We start from the raw sequence: 25,476 nt of genomic DNA, 5'->3' as shown, positions 1-25,476 counted from the left end.
GAAAATTGATCCTAATGCCATCTTTGATATTCCGGAGGAGCCGGTACACTGTGCCAATCCACAACTGATAAACTATGTAGAAATTTGTAATCAGCCTTGTGGTGACCCAAATGATCAGTTCTTCCCACAATTTTATCCAATGCATAATCATGATGACTATAAAGTTACCAACAATGGAATATATCCAGGTGGTCAGTTAACAATGATTCAAACAGATGCGCCAGATAAATCAATGTAATAAGAAATTTAGTATTGTGTAGAAAATAGCCTGTATTTATTTATAATGCAGGCTTCTTCATGATGAGATAAAAACTAAGAATTAAGGATGAAGAACTATGGTTAAAACTCCACTGGCAAAGCCTTTGGAGTTTTTAAAAATAAATTTTATTATTAATTCTTAATTTTCATCAGGTTAAGCTTTCATTTAAGGTTCGTTAAAGGTTGAGAAATTATAATGATAAATATGGAGTGGTTATTCACAAAATATAAGACATTAAAGGAGAGAAAATCAATATGTATATTTTTCAAAATGCATTAAAAAATATAGTGCGAAATCGAGGAAGAAATATTTTGATGGGCATTATAATTTTTGCCATTATTGTTACAACAGTAGTTGCACTGATTATTAATAATACCGCAAGTGGAATTATCGATGATTATAAGACTCGTTTCGGTTCGGAGGTTACCATTACTCCCAATATGGAAAAAATGAGACAGCAGTCTCAAACACAGATGGATGGCGGTAAAAGCACTGTTAGAATACAGCGTCCACCTATATCACCTGAGCAATATATTGCCTTTGGCGATTCAGAATATATCTTAAATAGTATTTATACGGCAGCTGCTGGTGTTAAGAGCGAAAATGTTACCCCAATAGATGCAGATGCAGCAGAAGGTAAACCTATGATGATGGGGCGGGAGGGAGCAGCCGGCTTTCAGCCAGAAATGCGCCTTTACGGAAATCTTTGGGAAGATTTTGAAGCTGGAGATCGTGAAATTGTAGATGGAAGGATAGTAGAAAATAAAGATGAATGTGTTATAAGCACAGATCTTGCTGAGCTTAACAATATTTCAGTTGGAGATATAATTACTTTAGATGGAATGCTTACTGATGAAGAAGGTAATACCCAGGATATTACGTATACATTAACTGTTGTTGGTACTTTTTATGATACAACAGAAGAATATTCTAACTCAATGTTTAAAAATCCTTATATGAATAGACGTAATGAGATCTTAGCTGATTTTGACACAGTTTTAGCTCCTATGGATTCAGGAAAAAGAGGTATCGAGATTGATGCTACCTATTATTTGAAAAATCCAGATATGATAGAAAATTTTAGAAATGAGGTATATGAAAAAGGGTTAAATGAAATATATGATGTTGCAACAGATGAAGCAAACTATCATAAAATTGTAGGCCCAGTTGAAGGTCTAAAGAGCATTTCTGTTACTTTTATGATTATAGTTCTGATTCTTGGTGGAATCATTCTTGCACTTCTTTCTTCAATTTCTATTCGTGAAAGGAAATATGAAGTTGGTGTTCTAAGAGCTATGGGTATGAAAAAAGGAAAGGTAGCTTTAGGACTTTGGGCAGAAATGCTCATCATAACATGTATATGCTTAGTGATTGGAATAAGCTCAGGAACAGTTGCATCGCAGCCTGTAGCAAATATTTTGCTTAATAATCAAATTGCAGCGGCAGAATTAGCAGAGAGTAAGGCAAGTGCAGGGGGACCTAAAATGATAATGATAGGTGGAAAACCAGCAAAATCTATAAATGCAGAGCCACTAGATAATATGGACGTTTCCCTTGGACTTGATACAATAGGAGAAATTATTGCTATTTCATTACTTCTTGCTTCAGTTTCAGGAATTGTTTCCATAGGTAAAATTACAAAATATGAACCTATTAAAATACTGATGGAAAGGAATTAGGTGAGATATATGAGTGTATTGACATTAAAAGATGTAAGCTATAAATACGAAGGTGGAAAAAAGATAGTCTTAAATGAAGTGAGCGCAGAATTTGAAGCAGGAAAAGTTTACACCATTGTAGGAAAATCCGGTTCTGGCAAATCCACACTGCTTTCCCTTATTTCAGGTCTTGACGTTTGTACAAGCGGTGATATATTGTATAGAAAGGGAAATCTTAAAAATATTGATCGTGACAAATATAGGTCAAAGGATATAGGAGTGGTATTTCAAGGTTTTAATCTTTTAACAAATGCAACTGCGATGGAGAATATTGTCCTGTCCATGAATATCAGTGGTAGTGATGAAAAAGATAAAAAAACTTTTGCATATGCGCTTTTGAAAAATGTAGGTATTGACAGAGAAACTGCAGATCGTAAGATACTAAGACTTTCAGGTGGAGAGCAGCAGCGTGTGGGGATTGCAAGAGCCTTATCTCATAGCCCAGGTGTTATAATTGCAGACGAGCCTACAGGAAATTTAGATAAAGATACCGAAATGGAAATCCTTAAAATTTTTACTGCACTTGCTCATGAGCAGAATAAATGTGTTATTATTGTTACTCACTCTAAAAAGGTTACTTCTGTTGCTGATGTAGTTTTAGGAATTAATGAGGGTAAATTAATAAAGATTAGTAAATAGTAAAGAAGTTTAAAATAATAATATCAAATAAAAAGATGCAATAGTAAATTTGATTTTCATAAGGTAATGCTTAGTAAATTTGTTTTAAAACTTGTGGTAAAATTATGGACAAGCAGGCTGTATTTAATGTTGGAGTATTAGAACTAATGATTTAAAGATTAAATAAATAAAGAGATAGACAGATAGGGTTTCATTTTTACCATTACACACATATATCAAATGTTTATAATAGCATTTAACTATTATTCTTGTAAAACTATCTGTCTATATATTTTGTATTGTGTAATCTTAGTAGAAATAGAAATTAATCTTTACTTCTTCTTCATTTTATTCTTGTATATTTTCATGTATAGAACACAAAACAAAGGAGAAAATTAAAATGAAAAATCAAAAATTGCATTATAAAGTAGCATCTATTAGAATAGCAAGCTTTTTATTATTAATTGTTGCATTAATTACTCTTTTAAAGGTAATCAACAATCAACATATTGTTAAAGCCACTGAGGAAAAAGAAAGTAAAACAACTATTAATTATGAAGATAATATTTCTAAAGAAAACCAAGGTTTAGAAGTTCCACTAATTATGCAAGAACCAGAGCTAGCACGAGGGTGTGAAGTAACTAGTCTTGCAATGCTTTTACAATATATGAACATAAATGTAGATAAAATGGAGCTTTCTAAAATGATAAAATATGTTCCGTTTATAGATGAAGATGGGCAACGTGGAAATATGCATGAAGGTTTTGTTGGCGATATGGAAACCTTTGATAATAATGGTTTAGGGGTTTATGTGGAGCCAATCATTGATTTAGCAGAAAAATATGTTTCATCTGAAAGAATTATAAATCTCACAGGAAAAAGTATGAAAGATTTATATGATCAAATTGATCAAGGTCATCCAGTTTGGGTGATAAGTAACTGGAGTTTTCAGCTATTATCTTCAGATGCATTTGAGACTTGGAATACGAAAATGGGTGAGATGCAAGTTACATATGATCAACATAGTGTGGTTATTACAGGTTATGATGATAATTTCATCTATATTAATGATCCGCTTTATCCAGAAGCCAATCAAAAAATAAATCGTATAAATTTTGAAGAAGCATGGAAGCAAATGGGTTCTCAAGCAATGACCATTAAAGAATAATCTTTTAATATAACAAAGAAAATGTACATAGTAGTAAGGATATAAAATGTTCACTGAAATGGGCCGTGAGAAAGCAGAGAGTATATAGGAACGTCATCAGATATTGACTGAATTCTTTGTTCAAACAGCAAATGTATGTGAAGAAGTAGATGAGAAAGATGCCCGTAGGGTTTAACATATAATCAGCGATAAAATTTTTTAAGGAATTAAGAAGTTTTTAAAAAATGGTATGGAAAAACAAATTGTGAATGCAATTTGTTTTTTTATATTACATTATATTTTTGTGAACTTTAGGAATTAAATAATAAGATTAATACTCATCCCTAGAAGTTGAAGCAGGATATGAAAGCATTGACTTCTACTTCCTTAAATATATTAACAATTTTATTTAATTCTATCATTTTAAATTCAATAGGAAAAGAAAGATTTCATATACTACTGTACTTCCATCAAAATAGTATAATATAGGGGATTTAGCTAAGTGCTACAAAATAATGTAATATCTATGAAATAAATGGTACAATTATTGAATAGTGTACTCTTATTAAGGTATATAATAATTTAAATAATTGAGGAGATAGAAATGGATGATATAGATAAACGTAATAAACTTGATGAAGAGCCATTTTCATATAGTGTTTTAAAGGATAATAAGGTTTTTATATATTGGTATGGAAAACAAGTTAAAATCTTAAGAGGAAAAGAAAGTGAAAGATTTTTAGCTAAAATAAAAAGTGCAGATGGAAAGGAACTTCAGTTAATTATGGCAAAAATAACAGGAAACTTTAAAAGGGGCAATGAAAAAGATAATAAATAAAGGCTTTGTTTTAATATAGTGTTCATAATAAGCTATATATTATATACTTATAAACCGTTCGTTTAAGTAATAACTTTTTTAGAATGGGGGAAATAGAAATGGTAAATTCAAAAGGATGGGAATGGGAGAAAGCAAATCAGTCACCTTGGTTAAAGCCAACTGAAGATAGTTATTATTTCTCTAGCAAATGGTCAGAATTAGATTTTAAAAATATTTTAGATTTAGGTGCTGGATTAGGACGACATTCTATATTTTTTGCAAAACAAGGGTTTAGTGTATCAGCTATAGATTTATCAGATTACGGGATGAATAACTTAAAAGAATGGGCTAAAAAAGAAAACTTAAATATTGATATAAGAGTTGGAGATATGATTGATTTACCTTATGCAGACAATTCTTTTGATTGTATATTTGCATATCATGTTATTTCGCATACAGATACATTAGGGGCGAAAAAAATCATAAGTGAAATAGAACGAGTACTGAGACAAGGTGGAGAAATATACACATCAATGTGTTCTAAGGAAGCTTGGGACTTTGAGAAAGCTGGATTTCCTAAAATAGATGAAAATACAGTAATAAACAAAGAAGATGGTCCAGACAAAGATATACCACACTTTTACGCAAATCGCGAAGAAATTTTAAATTTATTTCACAATTTTGATATAGAAAAAATACGCCATATAGACTATTGTTATTTAAATGGTAAAAAATACTATTCTAAATATTATTATATAAATGCACGTAAGAAATAGATAATATTTAAATAAATATTTTGGAATACCGATAGGAGAGATGTTGCATGAATATAAAATTAAGAGATTTACAGTTATCTGATAAAAAATATTTCTTTTCTTGGATAAAAGATAAGGAGGTAATAAGATATTCTTTATCTACATTTCAGAAAATGAAAAGTAATGATGAAATATCAAATTGGTTTGATAAACTTTTATTAGATAAATCATCTTACAATCAAGCTATTGTAGATAACTGTAATGGAAAACTAATTGGATATGCTGGTATAGTTCAAATCAGTGAAATAGATCTATCAGGTGAATATTTTATATTTATTGGAGATAAATCTTACCATGGAAAAGGTGTAGGTACATTTGTAACAAAAGAGATTGTTAAATATGGATTTGAAGATTTAGATCTTAATAGAATAATGCTTACTGTTTCCGAAAAAAATGTAGGAGCACTTAAAGCTTATACTAAGGCTAATTTCAAAACAGAAGGGATTATGAGACAAGCATTTTATAGAGACGGTAGTTTTCATGACAAAATCATTATGGGGATTTTAAAAGAGGAATGGATTAAGTCATAATGTTTATAAGGATATAATTATTTAAGGTAAACTTTAGGAGGCACAAGATTTTATACTTTCAAGCTTTCTATTATTAGGTCTCTCATTAAAATAGAAATGGAGATGGGCCAAATTGGATAGATTATCGGAAGAAAAAGCTTTTTATGGCAATAATATTATTGTAATAAAAAAAGATGAAGATTGTACTGTATATAAAATGGAAGATATCACTGGAGAAGGTACCATGAGCTGCTACAATGTATTTCCTGGCATTGATTTGATGTATAATGATTTTCACATGCAAAATTGTTTCTCAGAGTTTTTACCAAAAGTTAAGATGATAGGAATCGATCATTGTCGAGAGGGCCGTATCGAATGGGAACTTGAGGGCGGTTTATACATGTATTTACAGGAGGGAGATTTACAGATTAATCCAAGAAATCATCACGCCATAGGATTCGGGCTTCCTCTAAAACATTATCATGGAATTACAGTAGCAATATATATTGAAGAAGCATCGAAAACATTATCAAATATTTTTGGTAGTCTTTCTATTGATCTACAAGAACTATATAGCAAATTTTGTTTAGGAAAATTACCTTTTATTATGCGTGCAAAGGACTCCATTCAACATATCTTTTCCGAACTCTATACTGTGCCTGATAAAATTCGTATAAATTATTTTAAGATTAAGGTCTTAGAACTACTACTGTTTTTAACAGTGGTAAATGTATCGGAAAAAGCTGAAGAACGACCATATTTCTCTAAAAAGCAAGTTGAAAAAGTAAAATTAATTATGAAACATATGACTGATAATATAGAAAAGAATATTACCTTAGAGAAATTGTCCACCCAATTTGATATACCACTTACTTCTATGAAGAATTGCTTCAAAGGCGTTTATGGCACATCAATGTCTGCATATATGCGATCTTATCGCATGCAAGCAGCGGCGTTAATGCTTCGTGAAACTAATGAAAGTATTACTACCATTGCAGGGAAGGTTGGTTACGAGAATTCAAGTAAATTTGCCTCTGCATTTAAAAAACTTATGAATATTTCACCTTCTGAATATAGAAAAACCTTTGTATAAATGGAGTGGTCTTCTACTTTATAATGTTATCATATATGTGTTTATAAGTGCCGAAGGGTGCTTTTATTGGACATTAGAGTTAGAATATACTAACTCCAATGTCTAATTGGAGCATATTTAACCCTTGCGGAGTGGCAGGCATATTTATGAATGATTAAAATAGGGATTAGTTAGTTATAACTAGTCCCTATAATTGTTTTAAAAGACTAATTATATAGACATAGAACTTTTAGATTTAATCTATGCATTCATACTGCAATAGAAAGACAAGAAAAAGGTATAGTCTTTAAAACTAAAAAATCTGTGAGAGGTGAGGGTGTAAAATGAAAGAAAAAAATTGGTTAGGAACAGTTTTGGCTTTTGCATCAGAGTGCAGAGTGAAAATGATCTTTTCAGTAATATGTGCCATAATCAGTGTTGCAGGTGGAATTGTACCTTATGTAGGAGTTTATCAAATCATAGTTTCATTTTTCGATGGAAGTCAAACAATAAAGAGTATATTATTTTGGTCGGCAATATGTCTTGCAGGGTATATTGTGAAGCTTACTTTCTATGCCATATCTACTATGTTAGCTCATTTTTCTGCATATACTATATTAGAGAATATGCGGCTTAAGATTGCTGATAGATTAATGAAAGCCCCGCTTGGTACTGTGCTGAATCAGCCAGTAGGAAAGCTTAAGAATGTTATTGTAGATCGTGTGGAAACTATTGAGCTTCCATTAGCTCATCTGATTCCAGAGGGAATCTCTAATTTACTGTTACCTATAGGGGTGTTTATCTACATTATTATGATAGACTGGCGCATGGCACTTGCAGCATTGGTTACAGTGCCAATTGCAGTTGTAGCTTATACATTTATGATGAAGACATTTAATAAACAGTATGCGGATTACATGGAGTCCAGCAACTATGTAAATAGCGTAGTTGTAGAATATGTAGAAGGAATTGAAGTTATTAAGGCATTTAATCGTTCTTCATCCTCTTATGAAAAATTTGAAAAAGCAGTAGAGTCTTTTAAAGCATATACACTAAACTGGTTTGAAAGCACTTGGAAGCTTATGAATTTTGGTGGATCAGTTTTACCATCAACTCTACTTGGTACTATGCCTATTGGTATGTACCTTTATATCAATGGCTCTTTAAGTCCAGCGGATCTTACAATGTGTTTAATATTATCCTTGGGAATTGTAGCACCATTGACTAGTTTTACTGTATTTGTAAATGAGATTAAAGCTATAGAATATGCTATAAAGGATGCATATGAATTTTTAAATTTGAAAGAACTCGAAAATTCATTAGAACCAGTAAACCTTCATCAATATGACATTGAGCTAAAAAATGTATCTTTTTCCTATGATACTGATAAAAATGGTAATTTAAATAGTGAAGAAAATAATGTACTTAATAATATTAATTTAAAACTTCCACAAGGAAACTTTGCAGCACTGGTTGGTCCTTCAGGAGGAGGAAAGTCCACTGTTGCAAGATTGATTGCAAGGTTTTGGGATGTGAGTAGTGGAGAAGTGAAAATTGGAGGTATTAATATAAAAAAACTTCCACTGTCACAACTTGCTGATACAGTGAGCTTCGTAACTCAGGATAATTTCTTGTTTAACTGTTCAATTATGGAGAATATACGACTTGGTAATCCTAAGGCATCAGATAAGGAAGTAATTAATGCGGCAAAAGCAGCTTGTTGTGATGAGTTTATTCAAAATCTTGATAAGGGATATGATACCAATGCTGGAGAGGCAGGAGGAAAATTATCTGGGGGAGAAAAGCAAAGAATTGCTATAGCAAGAGCTATATTAAAAAATGCACCTATTGTTATCATGGATGAAGCAACAGCTTTTACTGATCCAGAAAATGAAGATAAACTTCAAAAATCTATTGCTGTCCTTACCAAAGGTAAAACCTTATTAGTGATTGCTCATAGACTAACTACCATCAAAAATGCAGATAAAATTGTCGTTATGGAAAAAGGATGTATTATAAATACAGGTACTCATGACGAACTTCTTAAGGAGTGTGAACTTTATAAGGGAATGTGGGAGGCTCATATTGGCGCAAAGAAATGGGCAGCTAACAATGAGAAAGGAGTAGTGATGTAAGATGTTTAAATCAATAAAAAGAATTATTGAGTGGTCTGGACAGCGAAAAAAACGTTTATATATAGGGTTTATATACTCCTTTTTTAATACTATGTTTACAGCCATGCCAATTATGGGAGCAGCATATGCATTAAATCTAATCATAGGGGACATGCAGGGTAATAGCAAGCTAACAATAGATTGGGTATTCTATATGTTAGGATTTATGATTTTTACTGTAATGGGTAGATTTTTCTTTGCTTATCTTCGTGCATCTACTCAAGAAAGTATTGGACACGAAGTAGCAGCAGAACAAAGAATTAGAATTGGTGACATATTAAAAAGAGTATCTTTGGGTTTTTTTAGCAAAAAGAGTGCTGGAGAAATTGCTTCAGCAGTAACCACAGATTTGTCCTTTATTGAGATGTATGGAATGAAGATGATTGATGTTGTAGTAAACGGATATATCAGTGCATTTACAATGGTGCTTTGTCTGGCATTTTATAATTTGTGGATTGCTCTAATTGCAGTAGTCGGTATATTGTTATCTGCACTATTCTTAAAATTACTTGGTAATAAGAGTAGTGAAAATGCACCGATACATCAAAAGGCACAAGATAGCATGGTTACAGCTACTATTGAATATATCAGAGGAATGCCCGTAGTTAAGGCATTTAAACGTGATGGAGTTTCTATACAAGGTATTAACAATGCCTACAAGATGAGCAAAGATATAAATATGAAAATTGAAAAGAATTATGTTCCTTATAACTGTCTCCATTTATTTGCTCTTAAGGCAGCATCTGTCGGTATTGTTCTTACTTCAGCAATAATGGCGACAAATGGAGCTATGGGTATCCCTACCACGCTTATGATGGCTATTTTCTCTTTTGTCATCTTTGGGCATATTGAAGCTATAAATAATGCAGCTCATGTATTGGAAATTATTGATGCAACACTAGATAAATTAGATAGTATAGAAAATGCAGAATTTATTGATAAAAACAGCAAGGACATGGAATTATCTGCATATGATATTCAATTTAAAGATGTTACCTTTGCCTATGAAAAGCGAGAAATATTAAAGAATATATCATTCACTATACCAGAAAATACTACTACAGCAATTGTTGGTCCTTCAGGAAGTGGAAAATCAACTATATGTAATTTAATTGCTAGATTCTATGACATTGATAAAGGAAGTGTATCAGTAGGAGGTATCAATGTAAAGGAAATGACTTGTGATAGTCTTCTCAAAAATATCAGTATGGTATTTCAAAAGGTATATTTATTTCATGACACCGTACTTAATAATATTCGATTTGGAAAACCAGAGGCAACCTTTGAAGAGGTAGTGGAAACAGCTAAGAAAGCTTGCTGCCATGACTTCATTATGAGTCTTCCTAATGGATATGAAACAGTGATTGGCGACGGTGGTTCCACTCTTTCTGGAGGGGAAAAACAACGGATATCTATAGCTAGAGCAATGTTAAAAAATGCTCCTATTATTATCCTAGATGAGGCAACTGCCAGCATAGATCCAGAAAATGAACATGCAATACAGAAGGCTATTAGTACTTTAGTACATGGAAAAACCATTATAATAATTGCACATCGTCTTGCTACTATTGAAAACGCAGATCAAATACTTGTAGTGGATGAAGGGCAAATTGTACAGAGAGGAACTCATAAAGAATTAATAAATCAGAAAGGTGTTTATAAAAGATTTTTAGACATAAGAAAGACAGCAGAGGGATGGAGTATATAGGAATACTTGTACTCTTATATGTGAACCCTAGTAGGTGAACTACCTACTAGGGTATTTTATATTATAATTTATAGATCTAATTTAACTTAACTTTTAATCCTGTTTCTCATATACAAATTCTCCATCTATCATGGTCTTTTCAATCTTAATATCTTTGATTTCAAATTCATCTATGGTGAATATATCCCTATCCAATAGGATTAAATCAGCAACATAACCTGGTTTTAATCTTCCTTTAAAATCTTCTTTAAACTCATTAAAAGCGCTACCAATTGTGTAGGCATCAATAACATCTTCAAGTGCCATCTTTTCATTTGGATAAAAGCCTCCCACTGGGTTACCATCTAATGTTAGTCTTGTTACTGCACAGTAAATATTGGGGAATGGGTTACAGTCTTCTACTGGAGAATCTGTTCCTAAACTTATTGGAGCTCCCAATTTATATAAAGTATTAAAAGCATAAGAAGTACTTGATAATTCTTTTCCAACACGTGCTTCTACAATTTTAATATCGTAGTCTAAGAAAATAGGCTGGTACATAACAGGTATATTCAATTTAGCAATTCTCTCCAATTGTTCCTGACTTGTAATTTGGCAATGAACAATGCCGTGACGAAGAGGATTTTTACCATCCTTCATAGTTTTTCCATAGGCATTAATAACACTTTCTACGGCACCATCACCAATTGCATGGGTTGCTACAGTAATTTCATGTTCTGTTGCTAAATCACATAAATCTTGTAACTGTTTATCGCTTAATGCTGCTACACCTTTATTTCCTGGAGCATCCTCATAATCCTTTAACATTAAAGCAGTCCTAGCACCTAAAGAACCATCTTTAAATAGTTTTAGTACACCTTTTGATAAGAATTTTTCATCATATTGTCCTGTCTTATGCTCAGTTTCCAGGTAAGTTTTGAAATCATTTATATTTTGAAAATTGTATTGGTGACTATATCTTAATTTCAATTTTTTATTATCATAGATATTATGGATTATATTAAACATCCTCTTAAAATTGTTGCTCATAATATCACATGATTGAACAGAGGTTATTCCAACACTTAAAGCATAATTTGCAGCTTTTATAAATTCATTCTCTTTTTCTTTATCATCTTTTTCTGGGATAACTGATTGAATAACGCGGACTGCATTTTCGTTGAATATACCATTTGGCTTTCCGTCACTTCCAACTTCAATTACACCACCATCTACAATAGTGTTTTCATCTACGCCTAGTGCTTCTAAAGTCTTGGTATTTCCTACTGAAACATGTCCACATACTCTATCAAAGACAATTGGAATTTCTGTAGATATTTTATCTAAATCAAAGCGATTTAATAGACGTTTTTCACCACAAGTGAAATAATCTTGATTCCATCCTCTACCACTTAAAACCCTTATATCTTTATTTTTTTCAATGAATTTTTTACCCAATTCAATAATTTCATCAATTGATTTAGCAGATGTTAAATTACAGGAACTCATAGCATCTCCCATATGTGAAATATGAAGATGGCTATCGTTGAAACCTGGTAAAACAGTTTTTCCTTGAAGGTCTATGATATTATCAGCATTGTTTTTTAGGATTTCCTCATTGGTACCAATCTGCTGGATAATACCATTCTCAATAAAGATTGCCTCCTTAAAATTATTTTTTTCAACATAAATTTTGCAGTTTTTTAAAATTGTTTTCAAAATATCATCCCCTTATATTTTCTTGTAAAATTTTATTTTCTTGTGCAGTTTTATTTTTTCTATCAAAGTAGAAGTAAAATAATGTACCAATAGCTGGCACCACTAAACCAATAATTGAGGTTTGAGGATCTTCAATAAAGGTATTTATCATTAATCCTACGAAGATAACAGTTGTTAAAATTACTGTAATAGGATAGCCAATTACTTTATAAGGTCTTTCTACATTAGGGCGCTTTTTCCTGTAAATCATAACTGCGTATACACCTAAAGTATTAAACATCATTCCAGAGAACACAACTAAAGAAGTTAACTGATTTAAGTTTCTTAGTAGTACTAGTATCACAGATATTACACATTGTACTATTAAAGGAGCATAGGGAACTTTATGGACAGGATGCAATTTTTTAAAGCTTTCAAAGAAATGACCTTGCTCACTCATTGCATAATACATTCTCGGGAAGGCTAGGATGCAACCATTTAAAGCTCCAAACATAGCAACTACCATTCCTATTACAACTAAAATACTACCGGTATTTCCTAGTAGTTTTTCTGCTGCATAAGTTCCTAAATAATATTGATTATTAGATATTAAACTTTCAATTTCATCAATAGGTATAACCTTATATATAGAATAATTAAATAGTGTATACAGTGCTGTTATGGAAAGTATAGAAATAATGATAGCAAGGGGTAAGTTTTTCTTAGGATTTTTTACTTCTTCAGCTACGGTGTTTAAATTAGTCCATCCTTCGTATGCCCATAAGCTTGCTACCACAGCAAAGGCTACCATGCTAATAATTGAGCCAAAGCTTGCATCTGCTGTCCTGGGAACTAAGCTTAAATCTGGTGATACTTTTCCAAATAAAAGACCTAAGATCATTATGATTCCAATAGGAATTAATTTTGCAATCATAGATAGATTTTGCAGTTTAGAACCAAATTTAACACCAAAATAATTGACAATGGTCAATGCTATGATTAAAAAGATAGCAATAATTTTAATCGTCCATTCTCCAAGGGGCATAATAATGGTTAAAGCACTTGGTAGTGCAATTGCTAAGGCAGCAATAGAACCAGGACCACCAATTAACCAACTATTAAAACCGCCTAAAAAACCGACCATAGGTGAATAGGCCTCACTTAAATATACAGTTAGTCCACCAGAACGGGGATCTGAAGCACCTAGTTCAGCATAACAAATACCACCTAATAGAGAAACTAAGCCTCCAAGAATCCAACTTAATAAAGCTAAACCAAGGCTCATTCCAGTTCTCATTAATACATATGAGCCTAGATAAAAAATCCCTGATCCTACCATTATACCTCCTAAAATACTGACCCCACCAAATAGACCAATTTCTTTTTTAAAACCTGAATTCTTTGTTTGAGTTAAATCATTTGAATTATTAGTCATATGCTCATCCTCCGTTTTTAGTAATTAATTATCAATGTTTGTTCATTAAATTTACAATATTGTAAAAAATTAAAAATAATAGTGAAAATAAAAAACACCTAACAGGTTTGTCAGGTGCTTATATGCGTATAGCAAAGCTAAAGACATTCCTCTCCCTTCTGGCTCAATGTGAGATAGCGCAACATCAAAGTATCGAGCAAATACGATGATGACAGTCCTGTACCTATTAAATACAGACCCAGCATCAGATTTTGGTATCTGAAACTTCGGCGACGGCTCCTTTCACTATATGTCATAGGTTTCCGACCTCGATATAGTTAATATTAGCAATCGCGCCTCTACCCCACCCTTAAGGATGAGGATTTTTATGAAATTTTAATTTTTGATATCGTAACATGATATTTACATCTTGTCAACTCTATATAATTATATATTATTTAAGGGACGGTTCATAACAAAAATTCTTTTCTNNTTTTCCTGAATTCTTCATTCTTAATTGTTAATCATTAATTTTTGTGTAAGGGACGGTTCATAATAATATTTATAAATTATTATTGACGTGTGCATGAATGTGCATATATGTGCACAAAAGTATTTATTCGCCGAATTAATTGAAAGGAAAGAATAAATATGAATATATTATCTGTTTTAGCAAGTCCACGAAAGCAAGGAAATACAGCTATTTTATTAAAAGAGTATTTAAAAGGTGTAGAAGATTTAACACCATCAGCTCAAATAGAAACAATTTATCTCCAGTCAAAAAATATACAAATTTAATTTAAGTGTAACTTCTTCAAGTTTTTTTCGTGTAAGCTTATGAAGGAAGAGTTAGAGATTAACTTTTTTACTGAATGGTGGTGATTTATATTTGTGATGACAACATGCTAATGGAGCAAACTAAAAATGGTGATACAAAAGCTTTTGAACAACTTGTTCTAAGACATAGGGAAAAAGCAATTGGTTTTGCATTTAGCTTTTTGAAAGATGTATATATGGCAGAAGATATTGTACAAGAAAGTTTTGCAGCTATATACATAAATCGTCATAGATACAAGGCTAAAAATACATTTAAAACATTTCTGTTTGCAGTGATAAGAAACAAGTGTATAGATTTTATACGCAGAAATAAAGATTCTAATATTGTAAGTCTAGAAGATGTAAACTTAGTAAGTACAGAACCAACCTTATATGAGTTAATGGAACAGCAAGAAAGGTTAAAATATTCAACAAAGCTACTTAATAGCCTAAAGGCTGATTACCGTACTGCATTTTGTCTTTACGAGATTTATGGATTTAGCTACAAGGAAATTGCAGAAATTATGGACAAGTCATTACCACAAGTAAAAATCATCCTGTATAGGGCAAGAAACAAACTTCAAAAATATGCTGAGGAGGATATGCTAAATGAAAAGTGAACGAGAATTTTTAAATGGTATGTGGTGCAAAGTCAATATTTTAGAGTATGAAGAACTTGAAAAAACCCGTGTAAAAGCCATTAATCGTAGGCTTACTATGAAAGCCATAGGCACTATAATTTTCACTATAATAGCTTTTTTATTTGTTATATTGTGCCCACAATTTGTTGTTGATTCAATATATCCTCTAACCATTGGGGCATTGTCTATTGCATTTATTATTGAATATTTATCAACTAATACATTGGAGGATAAAACTTATGGAAATTATGATATCTAATCTTACTAAAAAGTTTGGCACAAAAACAGTACTTGATAATATAAATCTTGAAATACCAAGTGGTATGTTTGGACTACTTGGTAGAAATGGTGCAGGAAAAACCACATTAATGCGCATACTTACCACACTTCTAGTTAAAGATAAAGGAAGTGTAACGATATGTGGTATTCCTATTGAAAATACAAAAGATATTCGTAAAATGGTAGGATATTTACCACAAGATTTCTCTATGTATCCTAATATGACAGTATATGAAGCTATGGATTATTTAGGTGTACTTTCTGAAATACCGAAACAACAACGGAAAAAAATTATCTTAAAGCTACTGGATAAGGTCAATTTATATGATTGTCAAAAGGTACGAGTAAAGGCACTATCAGGAGGTATGAAACGACGACTGGGAATTGCTCAAGCCATTATGCATGCGCCTAAGATTTTAATTGTTGATGAGCCAACAGCAGGGCTTGATCCTGAGGAACGGATACGTTTTAGAAATTTACTTTGTGAAATTGCAAAGGATCGAATTGTTATACTCTCCACTCATATTGTAGGAGATATTGAAGCAACTTGCGAGAATATTGCAGTTTTAAATAATGGTAAAGTTATTTACAAAGGTACAACTGGGAAACTTACTGAGTTTGCAAGAGGTAAGGTTTATACAATTACTGTACCGCAAAAGGATTTGAATAATATTAAAGATAAGCATATGGTAACATCTATGCTTTCACAAGGCAGCAATATAACTCTTAGAATTTTGGCAGATAGTAAGCCTTTTGCTGAGGCTATACCATGCGACTCTACCATTGAAGATGGTTATATGCTACTGATGGGAGGGGAGACAAGATGAGCTTATTTTTTAAAGAGTGTAGAAATATATTGAAAACATATATATATTATGTTTTTATTGCAGTTGCAATATTGTTTTATATTTCGCAAATGGGAAGTACTACTTCTGAGGAGTTAAGAACTTTACTTTCTCCGCCACCCAAAATAGATATGAACACACAATATGCACCCTATGGCGAAAAGGAATCTACAATGTCAAAGGAAATGATGCCAAAGGTAGTAGGTAACTTATATCGTGAATATGAAGAAAATGAATATATTGCTTATCCGATTGGATTTTATAAAGTTATTAAATTAGATGATGATGAAACAAAAAAAATAGAAGCTATTTTGGAGGAGATGATTGCTAAACCCATAGAAGCAATAAAGCTATTATGGGAGGAGAGCAGTTCAGGTTATCTGCCAATTAGTAACGATATGACTCCTGATAGGTTTAATGAGCTAATGATAAGTATTGATGAGATTTTAGGAGGAGGATCTGCCTACGGAGAAGATTTTATTGATAGGTTCACTCGTATACCAATCACCTATGAGGAGGCAGTTGAAGAATATGAGTATATGATACAAAAAGATAAATTAACTAATGGATATGCACGATTGCTTTGTGATTATATGGGAATTATCATTGGGATATTTCCTATATTTGTAGTAGTATTTACATCAATTAAGGATAGACGTAGTAAAATGGAGGAGCTCGTTTATTTTAGGGAAACCTCATCTTTAAAGCTTCTTTTATCAAGATATTTTTCACTTATTTTTATGATGATATTGCCAATTATAATATTAGGTATTAAAGAAACTATAACTTTTATGTCCTTTGCAAACAGTGAAAATTTAAATATTGATTTATTTGCCTTTGTAAAATATATAGTATGGTGGATATTGCCTACACTTATGATTGTTACAGCTATAGGAATGTTCCTAACCATACTGACAGATACGCCGGTAGCTATTGCAGTGGAGTTATTTATATGGTTTTTCAACATAAACAATATAAAGCTTGAAGGTGATTATCCACTACTAGGATTGTTTATTCGTCACAATAATCATAGTAATGGGATGTTGATTGAAGAAAATCTTAGTAAAATCATGACAAATCGACTTATAATTGCAGGGCTTGCACTGTTAATAGTTATGATAACCATATTTATATATGAACAGAAAAGGAGGGGTAAGTTTGGTATTAGGAGAAAAATGGGAGAGTGGTTTAGCGTTAATAAAAATAAATCTAAAGTTAGGTATACTAACTAATTTGGTTTTTTCAGTTATATTTTTATTTGTTTTATCTTTTATTCAAGGAATATCAAATCTTGATGCAGCATCTAGTGCAGTTTGTCTTGAGAACTATGCAGCTATCATTGGTATTATACTTCTTGTGCCAGTATTTGCTCCTGAGGAAGCAAAAGAAATTGATGAGATAGTGGTATCAAAACCAATGTCGCAGTTTATACCTTACCTAGTTAGAATAATTCTAAACCTAGTAATTATTTTTGTTTTAGTAGGTTCTTTTACATTGATACTAAAGCATAAGGGCTGCGATTTTCCACTTATAAAATACATATTAGGTACTTTTTTATCTGCTGTATTTTTAGGAAATGTAGGGCTTTGCTCATCGGCTATATCAGGCAGTACTATACTTGGTTATATGGCTTCTATTGGTTATTTAATATTAAATATGGCCACAAAAAATAAGTATGTTCGCAATTTTTATATATTGTCTATGAAAAATGGTAGTTTTGATGAAAAATATTGGCTGCTTGGTGGTGGTATTGTTTTGATTTTAACAGCCGTTGTTACTAAATGGTTAAAAAGAAAGCTAAGTTAAATAATACTAATAATAAAAATATATCCCTTTGAATTTTAATTGGAGTAAAATAACAAGAGGATTTTATGTTTAATATATAAGCATAAATCCTCTTATTTTTATATACTGGAATATTTTACTGGAGGAAAAAGTCTAGAAAACAGAGAAGACAGCGAATCTAATGAACACTGTAGCGACAAACTTTTATGATTGTTTGTATCGAAATGAAGAACTACCAAAGGATATAGCAGAGAAATTAGTTAAGACTGTCTTCACAGGAGAAAGAAATATAAAAGTTTTCTACACCACGTAAACAGTGATAAGCCATCAATACGTAATGTTTTAAAAATAAAGGAGCTTCGAACAAGGGTAAAAACACTGACAAAAGAGCAAGTAAAACAAGTAGCAGATGCCACGGCAAACATTCAAGATGCCTTACAGTAGTTGATATAAAAAACAGGATTTCACCTTACAATCATAAGAATTTCTCCCCTATTTTTCATTCAATGGTTTCCAAATCATAAATAGTTCCACTTAATTGAGTTCGATTTACTGTTAAGTTTTAATACCATGAAATATAAATTCAAATTACATATTGGTATTGTTTTTGTGACTATGTCATAAAAAAGTACCTACTTTTATTATTGATACTTTCAGTATACTATAAAAATGAAAGATGGCCAGAGAGTTGTAAAAATACAATTAACAAAAGTAGCAAAGGATAAAATAAGGGATATTTTATTTTATTAGATATTGTACTTAAGGAGGACGATAATAAATGAAAACAATACTTGTAACATGTGGAACAGATGGAGTTGGAAAAGCTGTTGCTATGCACTTTTTAAAAAAAGGCGACCGTGTAATTGTTGTCGGCAGTTCATCTGCAAAAGGTAAAAAATTCTATGATGAGGCAAAACAATTAAAAGCAGAGAAAAGAGCAATTTTCCTTCAAGCAAATTTGAGCTTAGTAAAAGAAAATCAGCGTATTGTGCAAGAGATAAAAAGTCGATTTAATTCTTTGGATATGGTAGTTTTCTGTGCAGCAAGTCAAAAATACAGGGAGACATACGTCGAAACAGAAGAAGGGTTTGAATTTACTTTTGCCTTATATTACTTGAGTAGATATATTCTTAGTTACGCCTTAAAAGGACTGCTGGAAAAAGCTGAGAATCCTGTTATTCTTAATGTTTGTGCACCAGGGATGAAAGGAACTGTTGACTGGAGTGATATACAATATAAGAATAATTTTCATAGCCAAAAAGCCATGTTTCATGGCAGCCGATTAAATGATTTACTAGGTGTTGCATTTGCTCAAAATGATACCAGTGGAAAGATAAAATATATCCTCTTTAACCCTTGGGCTGCACAAACAGACGGAGCCTTTGAAGCATATAAAAGCTCTGTAGTGAAGAGTATCGTAAAGCTAACATATAAAATAATAGGAAAGCCAGTAGAAGAAGTAATAAAACCTATCATAAAATTATTGGAACATCCACCAAAAGCTTCTTTATCTGCTTTTAAATTGGAAAAAAAAGTGAGTATTGTCATGGAAACATTTGACAAAGAAAATGCTCAAAAGCTTTACAATATAACTGTTCAAATGCTGGAAGGGTTCTCGAATAAAAACAAAAAATAAAAAAGTGCCAACGAAAAAAGTAAATGTTTTTCGTTGACATTTTTATTTTTTGGGCTTTTTATAAAGCCCCTTTTTATTAACTTGGTGTCTAGTAGTTGTGTTCTTTTTGTTTTTTCTTAATATATTCTTTCCCCCAATCTCCCATAGCATCCAGTACAGGGATAAATCTTTTACCTTGGGCTGTTAGTGAGTACTCTACTTTAGGAGGAACTTCTTTATATACTTCTCTATGAACCATTCCGTCCTCTTCCAATTCTCTCAGTTGTATTGTCAATGTTCCTTTTGAAATGTCTGGTAACAACCTTTGAAGTTCGTTAAATCTTCTTGTTCGCTGACTTAGATACCATAAAATAATAATTTTCCACCTTCCAGCAATTACATTTTGAGTAATTGTCAAAGGACATATTTCTTCTTTTTCTTCAGGAGGCGTGTCTACTTGAAATTTAAATCGAGCCATTGTGTTTTCCCTCTCTTTACATAATGGTACTGTTTTTGTGACTATGTCATAAAAAAATGCCTACTTTTATTATTATTCCCATTAATATACTATATATTTAAGCTTAATAATTCAACATGAAAATTTAATTGGAGGGAAAGAAAATGAAAATATTAGTTACAGGTGCAACGGGAAAATTAGGGTCAAAAGTTGTAGAAATGTTATTAAAAGCTGTACCAGCGAGCCAATTAGCTGTTAGTGTTCGAAATCCAAAGAAAGCAGAAGGATTGCGAGCTCGCGGAGTAGAAGTTCGACACGGAGATTTTGAAAAACCAGAAACATTAGATTCTGCTTTTTCAGGAATCGATCGACTTTTAATTATATCTACGTCTGGGGAGGATGAAGCAGTAATTAGACAGCATATTAATGCTGTAGCTGCTGCTCAACGTGCTCAAGTTAAATTTATTGCTTATACTAGTGTAACAAATGCAAGTGAAAGTAGCTTATTCCTTGCTATGCCTCATCGAGCTAGAGAAGAAGCTATTTTGAAAACAGGCATCCCATACTCTTTTTTACGAAACAATTGGTATTTGGAAAATGAAATTGGAAGCATAAAAGGTGTGATCGCAGGGGCACCTTGGATTACGTCTGGCGGAGCAGGGAAAGTAGGTTGGGCGCTTCAACAAGATTATGCGGAAGTAGCAGCAAATGTATTGACTGGGAAAGGGCACGAGAATACAGTTTATGAACTTTCTGGTAAGCTAATGACTCAAGGGGAATTAGCATCTGCTCTTGGAGAGGTATTAGGGAAAGAAGTACTTGTACAACAAGTCGATGATACTACTTATGCCAACATTATGAAAGGTTCAGGGGTGCCAGAAGCACATATTCCTACGCTAGTAAACATGCAAAAAGGTATTCGAGATGGCCAATTAGAGGTGGAGAGCAACGATTTAGAAAAATTACTTGGTCGCTCTGCTAGTCCAATAAAAGAGGCTTTAAGCCAAATTGTCAGCCAAATATCATAAAAAAAGAAATAGTGCTTAATTACCTAAGTTTTGTTTGTACAAAACTTAGATAATTAATTTAATAATTCTTTAGTAGTAATAAAAATTTTTAGTATAACGGTTACTTATTTTAATTATTGAGAGGAAATTTCTCTTTCAGAAAATTAAGAAAAGTACTGTACAAATTATTTTTTTAATGTTATATTAAATAATATAAAAGTTAATAAAGAAAATAAGTTTTTCAGGGCAGGGTGAAATTCCCTACCGGCGGTAAAGCCCGCGAGCGGTTCATATACATGGACTGCAGATTTGGTGAAGCTGATAATTGATTATTTAGCAATTCCAAAGCCGACAGTAAAGTCTGGATGGGAGAAGAAGCAGAGAGAATATCTCTACTTATTTTGATGCAGTCGTTATATTTATTTTGCGGATGTTTTTATTGTGCAATTTAAATTTAATTAGCTATTGAATTTTATGCCCTGAATATTTTTGTATTCAGGGCTTTTTGTGTTTTAAAATAAAGAAAAATTCTCCTAACTATTGCCTGAAGTAAAAAGGAGAGGATTGCTTGGATGAAAATTATATGGCAAGAGCTTTAGAGCTTGCAAAGCTGGGGACTGGACATACATCCCCAAATCCAATGGTAGGATGCGTCATCGTAAAGGATGGGCGTATCATAGGTGAAGGATGGCATATGAAATATGGTGGTCTTCATGCAGAGAGAAATGCATTTTTAAGCTGCATAGAAGATACAAAAGGAGCAGAGTTGTATGTGACTTTGGAACCATGCTGTCACTATGGGAAGACACCACCCTGTACTGAAGCTATTGTGGAACATGGGATAAAGAGGGTTATTGTAGGTTGTACTGATCCTAATCCTCTAGTTGGTGGAAAAGGAATTGAACTTTTAAGAGAACATGGCATTGAAGTAACTATTGGAGTATTAGAAGAGGAATGTAGAAAACTAAATGAAGTATTTTTTCATTATGTTTCCACGAAAGAACCTTTTGTCGTATTAAAATACGCAATGACTTTAGATGGAAAGATTGCATCTTGTACAGGGAATTCCAAATGGATAACAGGAGAAGATACTAGAGAGAATGTGCATTATCTACGAAAAATATACACAGGAATTATGGTGGGAATAGGAACAGTATTAGCAGATGACCCAATGTTAGACTGTAGAATAGACCTTGGAGTAAATCCTATTCGAATCATATGTGATTCCAACTTAAGAATTCCACTAGAGAGTAAAATTGTAAAATCATCTCATGAAATTGAGACAATTATTGCCTTCTGCAAAGGTGATAGGGAGAAAAAGTATGAGCTTAGCAAGGCAGGGGTAACTCTTATGGAATTCCAAGATAGTGAAAGAATTGATTTAAAGAAGCTTATGGAAAGGCTTGGTGAAAAAGGCATTGACAGCATTCTGCTTGAAGGGGGAGGAACGTTAAACGAGGCAGCTCTAGAGTCAGCAATTATAAAAAAGGCGTATGTTTACATAGCACCTAAGATAATTGGAGGAAAAGAGGCACTTACGCCTATTGAAGGTAAAGGACGGGAACAGATGAGTGATGCTTTTGAGCTAGAAGATACCACAATAATAAAGTTTGAGAATGATTTTTGCATAGAAGGATATTTGAGGAGTTGAAATTATGTTTACTGGAATTATTGAGGAGATAGGAACTATAAAATCAGTTAAAAAGGGAAGTAAATCATCTATTTTAACTATTGAATGTAAGGATGTTCTAGAGGAAACAAAAATCGGAGACAGCATTGCAGTCAATGGAGTATGTCTTACAGTAACTGATATGGGAAAGGATGGATTTACTGCAGATGTTATGTCTGAAACAATGAACAGAAGCACTCTTGGGAACATTGGAAGCGGTTCAAAAGTAAATCTAGAAAGAGCTATGCCTGCCAATGGAAGATTTGGAGGACATATGGTATCTGGACATATTGATGGGATAGGATATATATCACATATAAGAAAAGATGACAATGCTGTTTGGTACACCATTACCACAGATAAAAAACAGCTTTGCTACATTGTGGAAAAGGGATCTATTGCAATAGATGGAATTAGTCTAACCGTTGCATCTGTAGATGAAGAGGGATTTAAAGTATCAATTANNCTCATACACAAAAAGAAACTATTTTATTTTATAAAAAAATTGGTGATAAGGTAAATTTGGAATGTGATATGGTAGGAAAATATATTGAAAAACTTTTAAAATCAAAGGAATCAGAAAAAAATAGCAAGATTACAGAACAGTTTTTAATTGAAAATGGCTTTTAGGAGGATGATATTATGAGAAAAGTAAACACAATAGAAGAAGCGATAGAAGATATTAAAAATGGGAAAATCGTTCTAATTATCGATGATCCTGATAGAGAGAATGAAGGAGATTTTGTATGTGCAGCAGAATTTGCAACACAGGAAAATGTAAACTTTATGGCATGTTATGGAAAAGGTTTAATATGTATGCCTATGAGCGCCAAGCTGACTAAGAAGCTTGGGCTAGAGCAGATGGTAAACAATAATACAGATAATCATTCAACAGCCTTTACTGTTTCTATCGACCATGTAGATACTACTACAGGGATTTCTGCTTATGAAAGATCCATTACTGCCATAAAGGCAGTAGAAGATGATGCTAAGCCAGAAGATTTTAGACGTCCTGGTCATATGTTTCCTTTAGAGGCAAAAGAAGGCGGGGTAATAGAAAGAAGGGGACACACAGAAGCAACTGTTGATTTGGTAAAGCTTGCAGGACTTAAAGAATGTGGATTATGCTGCGAAATTATGAGAGAAGATGGAATGATGATGCGTACCACAGAACTCTTGGAATTTGCAAAAGTACATAAATTAACGGTGATAACTATTGCGGATTTAGTATCTTACCGATTAAAAGAAGAAAGTGTTATAAAGAAGAGTGCAAAAGCAAAGTTACCTACCAAGTACGGTGAATTTACTATTTATGGTTATGAAAATACATTAAACGGGGAGGAGCATGTAGCTTTAGTAATGGGAGATGTTGCTGATGGAGAATCTGTTTTATGCCGTCTCCATTCCGAATGTTTAACTGGTGACATATTAGGCTCCCGTCGCTGTGACTGCGGTGAACAACTTGATGCTGCTATGAAAACTATTGCAAAAGAAGGACGAGGAATTATTCTATATATGCGCCAAGAGGGAAGAGGAATAGGACTTATCAATAAGTTAAAGGCTTATGAACTTCAAGAGCAGGGATATGATACGGTAGAAGCTAATATCAAGCTTGGTTTCCCAGAAGATTTAAGAGATTACGGAATTAGCGCTCAAATATTGCATGATTTAGGAGCAACAGAACTTTTACTTTTAACAAATAATCCTAAAAAGATAACAGGGCTAGCTGATTACGGTATTACTATAAAAAAACGTATTCCTATTCAGATCAATCCTAACAAAGATGATAAATTTTACCTTATGACTAAACAGGAGAAGATGGAACATATGACCACTTATTAGTGTGATATGACGAAAGTATTCATTAATTAAAGGAAGAAATTTATAAAGAATAATTGGAGGAAAAGAAATGATAAAATTAGAAGGTAATGTAGTAGCAAGTAATATAAAGGTAGGAATTGTAGCAGCAAGATTCAATGAATTTATTGTATCAAAATTAGTATCTGGGGCTCAAGATGCATTAATACGTCATGGAGTTAATGATGATGATATTACAATTGCATGGGCTCCAGGAGCTTTTGAAATTCCATTAGTAGCACAAAAAATGGCCACGTCTGGAAAATATGATGCAGTTATTTGCCTTGGAGCAGTTATTAAAGGTTCTACTACTCATTATGATTATGTATGTGCAGAAGTATCAAAGGGAGTTGCTTCTATAGGTTTATCAACAGGAATTCCTACGATTTTTGGAATTCTTACAACAGATAATATTGAGCAAGCTATTGAAAGAGCAGGTACAAAGGCTGGAAATAAAGGATATGATGCTGCTTGTACAGCAATTGAAATGGTTAATTTGATTAAAAATATTTAGTTTAAGTAGTATAGAGATACAATGTGAAAACCTAAAGTATGCTCTGGAAAATAAGTTTTCTAT

Annotated in this window: 24 protein-coding genes, 2 pseudogenes and 2 riboswitches; of the genes and pseudogenes, 23 read left to right on the top strand and 3 right to left on the bottom strand. The window is 32.5% G+C overall.

Features of this window, described 5'->3' with window-relative positions:
- From B2W91_RS05285 to B2W91_RS05240, 10 genes and pseudogenes are all read left to right on the top strand, one after another.
- Nucleotides 1-238: pseudogene (locus B2W91_RS05285) on the top strand (copper oxidase); the annotation flags it as partial.
- A 275-nt stretch (nt 239-513) separates the two neighbouring features.
- Nucleotides 514-1,938, top strand: a complete 1,425-nt coding sequence (locus B2W91_RS05280) for an ABC transporter permease (protein ID WP_291579242.1) — start codon at nt 514-516, stop codon at nt 1,936-1,938.
- 9 nt (nt 1,939-1,947) lie between these two features.
- Nucleotides 1,948-2,616, top strand: coding sequence for an ABC transporter ATP-binding protein (locus tag B2W91_RS05275; protein ID WP_291579241.1), 669 nt, complete (start codon nt 1,948-1,950; stop codon nt 2,614-2,616).
- A gap of 379 nt (nt 2,617-2,995) precedes the next feature.
- Nucleotides 2,996-3,763 carry a C39 family peptidase gene (locus B2W91_RS05270; protein WP_291579240.1) on the top strand — a complete coding sequence of 256 codons (768 nt, stop codon included), beginning with the start codon at nt 2,996-2,998 and terminating at the stop codon, nt 3,761-3,763.
- A gap of 583 nt (nt 3,764-4,346) precedes the next feature.
- Entirely contained in the window at nt 4,347-4,580 is a 234-nt protein-coding gene (locus B2W91_RS05265) for a hypothetical protein (RefSeq protein ID WP_291579239.1), read from the top strand.
- A 98-nt stretch (nt 4,581-4,678) separates the two neighbouring features.
- On the top strand, nt 4,679-5,335 hold the full coding sequence (locus B2W91_RS05260; protein WP_291579238.1) for a class I SAM-dependent methyltransferase: 657 nt from the start codon (nt 4,679-4,681) through the stop codon (nt 5,333-5,335).
- A 47-nt stretch (nt 5,336-5,382) separates the two neighbouring features.
- Nucleotides 5,383-5,904 (top strand): GNAT family N-acetyltransferase, encoded by a 522-nt coding sequence (locus B2W91_RS05255; protein ID WP_291579237.1) that lies wholly within the window; start codon nt 5,383-5,385, stop codon nt 5,902-5,904.
- Nucleotides 5,905-6,016: 112 nt separating this feature from the next.
- Nucleotides 6,017-6,976: a helix-turn-helix transcriptional regulator gene (locus B2W91_RS05250; protein WP_291579235.1), complete on the top strand. Its 960-nt coding sequence runs from the start codon at nt 6,017-6,019 to the stop codon at nt 6,974-6,976.
- A 323-nt stretch (nt 6,977-7,299) separates the two neighbouring features.
- Entirely contained in the window at nt 7,300-9,090 is a 1,791-nt protein-coding gene (locus B2W91_RS05245) for an ABC transporter ATP-binding protein (RefSeq protein ID WP_291579234.1), read from the top strand.
- A 1-nt stretch (nt 9,091) separates the two neighbouring features.
- Nucleotides 9,092-10,837, top strand: a complete 1,746-nt coding sequence (locus tag B2W91_RS05240; RefSeq protein ID WP_291579232.1) for an ABC transporter ATP-binding protein — start codon at nt 9,092-9,094, stop codon at nt 10,835-10,837.
- Between the two features lie 93 nt (nt 10,838-10,930).
- Here the strand turns inward: B2W91_RS05240 and B2W91_RS05235 are convergent, their stop codons facing one another.
- Both B2W91_RS05235 and B2W91_RS05230 read right to left on the bottom strand, forming a co-directional pair.
- Nucleotides 10,931-12,535, bottom strand: coding sequence for an amidohydrolase (locus tag B2W91_RS05235; RefSeq protein ID WP_291579231.1), 1,605 nt, complete (start codon nt 12,533-12,535; stop codon nt 10,931-10,933).
- A 4-nt stretch (nt 12,536-12,539) separates the two neighbouring features.
- On the bottom strand, nt 12,540-13,949 hold the full coding sequence (locus B2W91_RS05230) for an APC family permease (protein WP_291579230.1): 1,410 nt from the start codon (nt 13,947-13,949) through the stop codon (nt 12,540-12,542).
- Nucleotides 13,950-14,115: 166 nt separating this feature from the next.
- A riboswitch (Lysine riboswitch) is annotated at nt 14,116-14,298 on the bottom strand.
- Nucleotides 14,299-14,579: 281 nt separating this feature from the next.
- On the opposite strand from B2W91_RS05230, the gene B2W91_RS05225 reads away from it, so the two are divergent.
- The 8 genes from B2W91_RS05225 (at nt 14,580) to B2W91_RS05190 (ending at nt 19,930) form a co-directional block, all read left to right on the top strand.
- Nucleotides 14,580-14,726, top strand: coding sequence for a hypothetical protein (locus B2W91_RS05225; protein WP_291579229.1), 147 nt, complete (start codon nt 14,580-14,582; stop codon nt 14,724-14,726).
- Nucleotides 14,727-14,836: 110 nt separating this feature from the next.
- Nucleotides 14,837-15,364 (top strand): RNA polymerase sigma factor, encoded by a 528-nt coding sequence (locus tag B2W91_RS05220; protein WP_291579228.1) that lies wholly within the window; start codon nt 14,837-14,839, stop codon nt 15,362-15,364.
- Nucleotides 15,354-15,644, top strand: a complete 291-nt coding sequence (locus B2W91_RS05215) for a hypothetical protein (RefSeq protein ID WP_291579227.1) — start codon at nt 15,354-15,356, stop codon at nt 15,642-15,644. Before B2W91_RS05220 ends, B2W91_RS05215 begins: the two co-directional genes overlap by 11 nt.
- Entirely contained in the window at nt 15,625-16,491 is an 867-nt protein-coding gene (locus B2W91_RS05210; protein WP_291579226.1) for an ABC transporter ATP-binding protein, read from the top strand. Before B2W91_RS05215 ends, B2W91_RS05210 begins: the two co-directional genes overlap by 20 nt.
- Nucleotides 16,488-17,741 (top strand): ABC transporter permease, encoded by a 1,254-nt coding sequence (locus tag B2W91_RS05205; protein WP_291579225.1) that lies wholly within the window; start codon nt 16,488-16,490, stop codon nt 17,739-17,741. Before B2W91_RS05210 ends, B2W91_RS05205 begins: the two co-directional genes overlap by 4 nt.
- A complete protein-coding gene (locus B2W91_RS05200) occupies nt 17,668-18,315 on the top strand; it encodes an ABC transporter permease (protein ID WP_291579224.1) in 648 nt (215 codons plus the stop codon). The genes B2W91_RS05205 and B2W91_RS05200 overlap by 74 nt, the downstream gene beginning before the upstream one ends.
- Nucleotides 18,316-18,475: 160 nt before the next feature.
- Entirely contained in the window at nt 18,476-18,607 is a 132-nt protein-coding gene (locus B2W91_RS05195; RefSeq protein ID WP_291579223.1) for a hypothetical protein, read from the top strand.
- 465 nt (nt 18,608-19,072) lie between these two features.
- A complete protein-coding gene (locus B2W91_RS05190; protein WP_291579222.1) occupies nt 19,073-19,930 on the top strand; it encodes an SDR family NAD(P)-dependent oxidoreductase in 858 nt (285 codons plus the stop codon).
- Between the two features lie 88 nt (nt 19,931-20,018).
- Here the strand turns inward: B2W91_RS05190 and B2W91_RS05185 are convergent, their stop codons facing one another.
- Entirely contained in the window at nt 20,019-20,387 is a 369-nt protein-coding gene (locus B2W91_RS05185; protein ID WP_291579221.1) for a winged helix-turn-helix transcriptional regulator, read from the bottom strand.
- A gap of 143 nt (nt 20,388-20,530) precedes the next feature.
- Between B2W91_RS05185 and B2W91_RS05180 the strand changes: the two genes are divergently transcribed.
- The 5 genes and pseudogenes from B2W91_RS05180 (at nt 20,531) to ribE (B2W91_RS05160) (ending at nt 25,413) form a co-directional block, all read left to right on the top strand.
- A complete protein-coding gene (locus B2W91_RS05180; protein WP_291579220.1) occupies nt 20,531-21,394 on the top strand; it encodes an SDR family oxidoreductase in 864 nt (287 codons plus the stop codon).
- Between the two features lie 212 nt (nt 21,395-21,606).
- Nucleotides 21,607-21,754, top strand: a riboswitch (FMN riboswitch).
- 202 nt (nt 21,755-21,956) lie between these two features.
- On the top strand, nt 21,957-23,024 hold the full coding sequence (ribD, locus tag B2W91_RS05175; protein ID WP_291579243.1) for a bifunctional diaminohydroxyphosphoribosylaminopyrimidine deaminase/5-amino-6-(5-phosphoribosylamino)uracil reductase RibD: 1,068 nt from the start codon (nt 21,957-21,959) through the stop codon (nt 23,022-23,024).
- A 4-nt stretch (nt 23,025-23,028) separates the two neighbouring features.
- Nucleotides 23,029-23,672: pseudogene (ribE, locus tag B2W91_RS05170) on the top strand (riboflavin synthase).
- A gap of 12 nt (nt 23,673-23,684) precedes the next feature.
- Complete coding sequence (locus B2W91_RS05165) at nt 23,685-24,884, top strand: bifunctional 3,4-dihydroxy-2-butanone-4-phosphate synthase/GTP cyclohydrolase II (protein ID WP_291579219.1); 1,200 nt, start codon at nt 23,685-23,687, stop codon at nt 24,882-24,884.
- Between the two features lie 67 nt (nt 24,885-24,951).
- Nucleotides 24,952-25,413: a 6,7-dimethyl-8-ribityllumazine synthase gene (gene ribE, locus B2W91_RS05160; protein ID WP_291579218.1), complete on the top strand. Its 462-nt coding sequence runs from the start codon at nt 24,952-24,954 to the stop codon at nt 25,411-25,413.
- Nucleotides 25,414-25,476 lie beyond the last annotated feature (63 nt).

It is taken from the genome of Clostridium sp. UBA6640 (assembly GCF_002455975.1).
GTDB lineage: Bacteria > Bacillota > Clostridia > Clostridiales > Clostridiaceae > Clostridium_J.
The sequence above is the reverse complement of the archived record's forward strand: the minus strand, read 5'-3'. Positions and strand labels throughout refer to the sequence as shown.

What these genes read in the sequence shown, in the direction of transcription:
- B2W91_RS05275 (WP_291579241.1), top strand. Translation starts at nt 1,948, where the DNA reads ATGAGTGTATTGACATTAAAAGATGTAAGCTATAAATACGAAGGTGGA.
- B2W91_RS05270 (WP_291579240.1), top strand. Translation starts at nt 2,996, where the DNA reads ATGAAAAATCAAAAATTGCATTATAAAGTAGCATCTATTAGAATAGCA.
- B2W91_RS05205 (WP_291579225.1), top strand. Translation starts at nt 16,488, where the DNA reads ATGAGCTTATTTTTTAAAGAGTGTAGAAATATATTGAAAACATATATA.
- B2W91_RS05185 (WP_291579221.1), bottom strand. Translation starts at nt 20,387, where the DNA reads ATGGCTCGATTTAAATTTCAAGTAGACACGCCTCCTGAAGAAAAAGAA.
- ribD (WP_291579243.1), top strand. Translation starts at nt 21,957, where the DNA reads ATGGCAAGAGCTTTAGAGCTTGCAAAGCTGGGGACTGGACATACATCC.
- B2W91_RS05240 (WP_291579232.1), top strand. Translation starts at nt 9,092, where the DNA reads ATGTTTAAATCAATAAAAAGAATTATTGAGTGGTCTGGACAGCGAAAA.
- B2W91_RS05230 (WP_291579230.1), bottom strand. Translation starts at nt 13,949, where the DNA reads ATGACTAATAATTCAAATGATTTAACTCAAACAAAGAATTCAGGTTTT.
- B2W91_RS05215 (WP_291579227.1), top strand. Translation starts at nt 15,354, where the DNA reads ATGAAAAGTGAACGAGAATTTTTAAATGGTATGTGGTGCAAAGTCAAT.
- B2W91_RS05210 (WP_291579226.1), top strand. Translation starts at nt 15,625, where the DNA reads ATGGAAATTATGATATCTAATCTTACTAAAAAGTTTGGCACAAAAACA.
- B2W91_RS05260 (WP_291579238.1), top strand. Translation starts at nt 4,679, where the DNA reads ATGGTAAATTCAAAAGGATGGGAATGGGAGAAAGCAAATCAGTCACCT.
- ribE (WP_291579218.1), top strand. Translation starts at nt 24,952, where the DNA reads ATGATAAAATTAGAAGGTAATGTAGTAGCAAGTAATATAAAGGTAGGA.
- B2W91_RS05245 (WP_291579234.1), top strand. Translation starts at nt 7,300, where the DNA reads ATGAAAGAAAAAAATTGGTTAGGAACAGTTTTGGCTTTTGCATCAGAG.
- B2W91_RS05225 (WP_291579229.1), top strand. Translation starts at nt 14,580, where the DNA reads ATGAATATATTATCTGTTTTAGCAAGTCCACGAAAGCAAGGAAATACA.
- B2W91_RS05195 (WP_291579223.1), top strand. Translation starts at nt 18,476, where the DNA reads ATGAACACTGTAGCGACAAACTTTTATGATTGTTTGTATCGAAATGAA.
- B2W91_RS05190 (WP_291579222.1), top strand. Translation starts at nt 19,073, where the DNA reads ATGAAAACAATACTTGTAACATGTGGAACAGATGGAGTTGGAAAAGCT.
- B2W91_RS05280 (WP_291579242.1), top strand. Translation starts at nt 514, where the DNA reads ATGTATATTTTTCAAAATGCATTAAAAAATATAGTGCGAAATCGAGGA.
- B2W91_RS05255 (WP_291579237.1), top strand. Translation starts at nt 5,383, where the DNA reads ATGAATATAAAATTAAGAGATTTACAGTTATCTGATAAAAAATATTTC.
- B2W91_RS05180 (WP_291579220.1), top strand. Translation starts at nt 20,531, where the DNA reads ATGAAAATATTAGTTACAGGTGCAACGGGAAAATTAGGGTCAAAAGTT.
- B2W91_RS05265 (WP_291579239.1), top strand. Translation starts at nt 4,347, where the DNA reads ATGGATGATATAGATAAACGTAATAAACTTGATGAAGAGCCATTTTCA.
- B2W91_RS05220 (WP_291579228.1), top strand. Translation starts at nt 14,837, where the DNA reads ATGGAGCAAACTAAAAATGGTGATACAAAAGCTTTTGAACAACTTGTT.
- B2W91_RS05165 (WP_291579219.1), top strand. Translation starts at nt 23,685, where the DNA reads ATGAGAAAAGTAAACACAATAGAAGAAGCGATAGAAGATATTAAAAAT.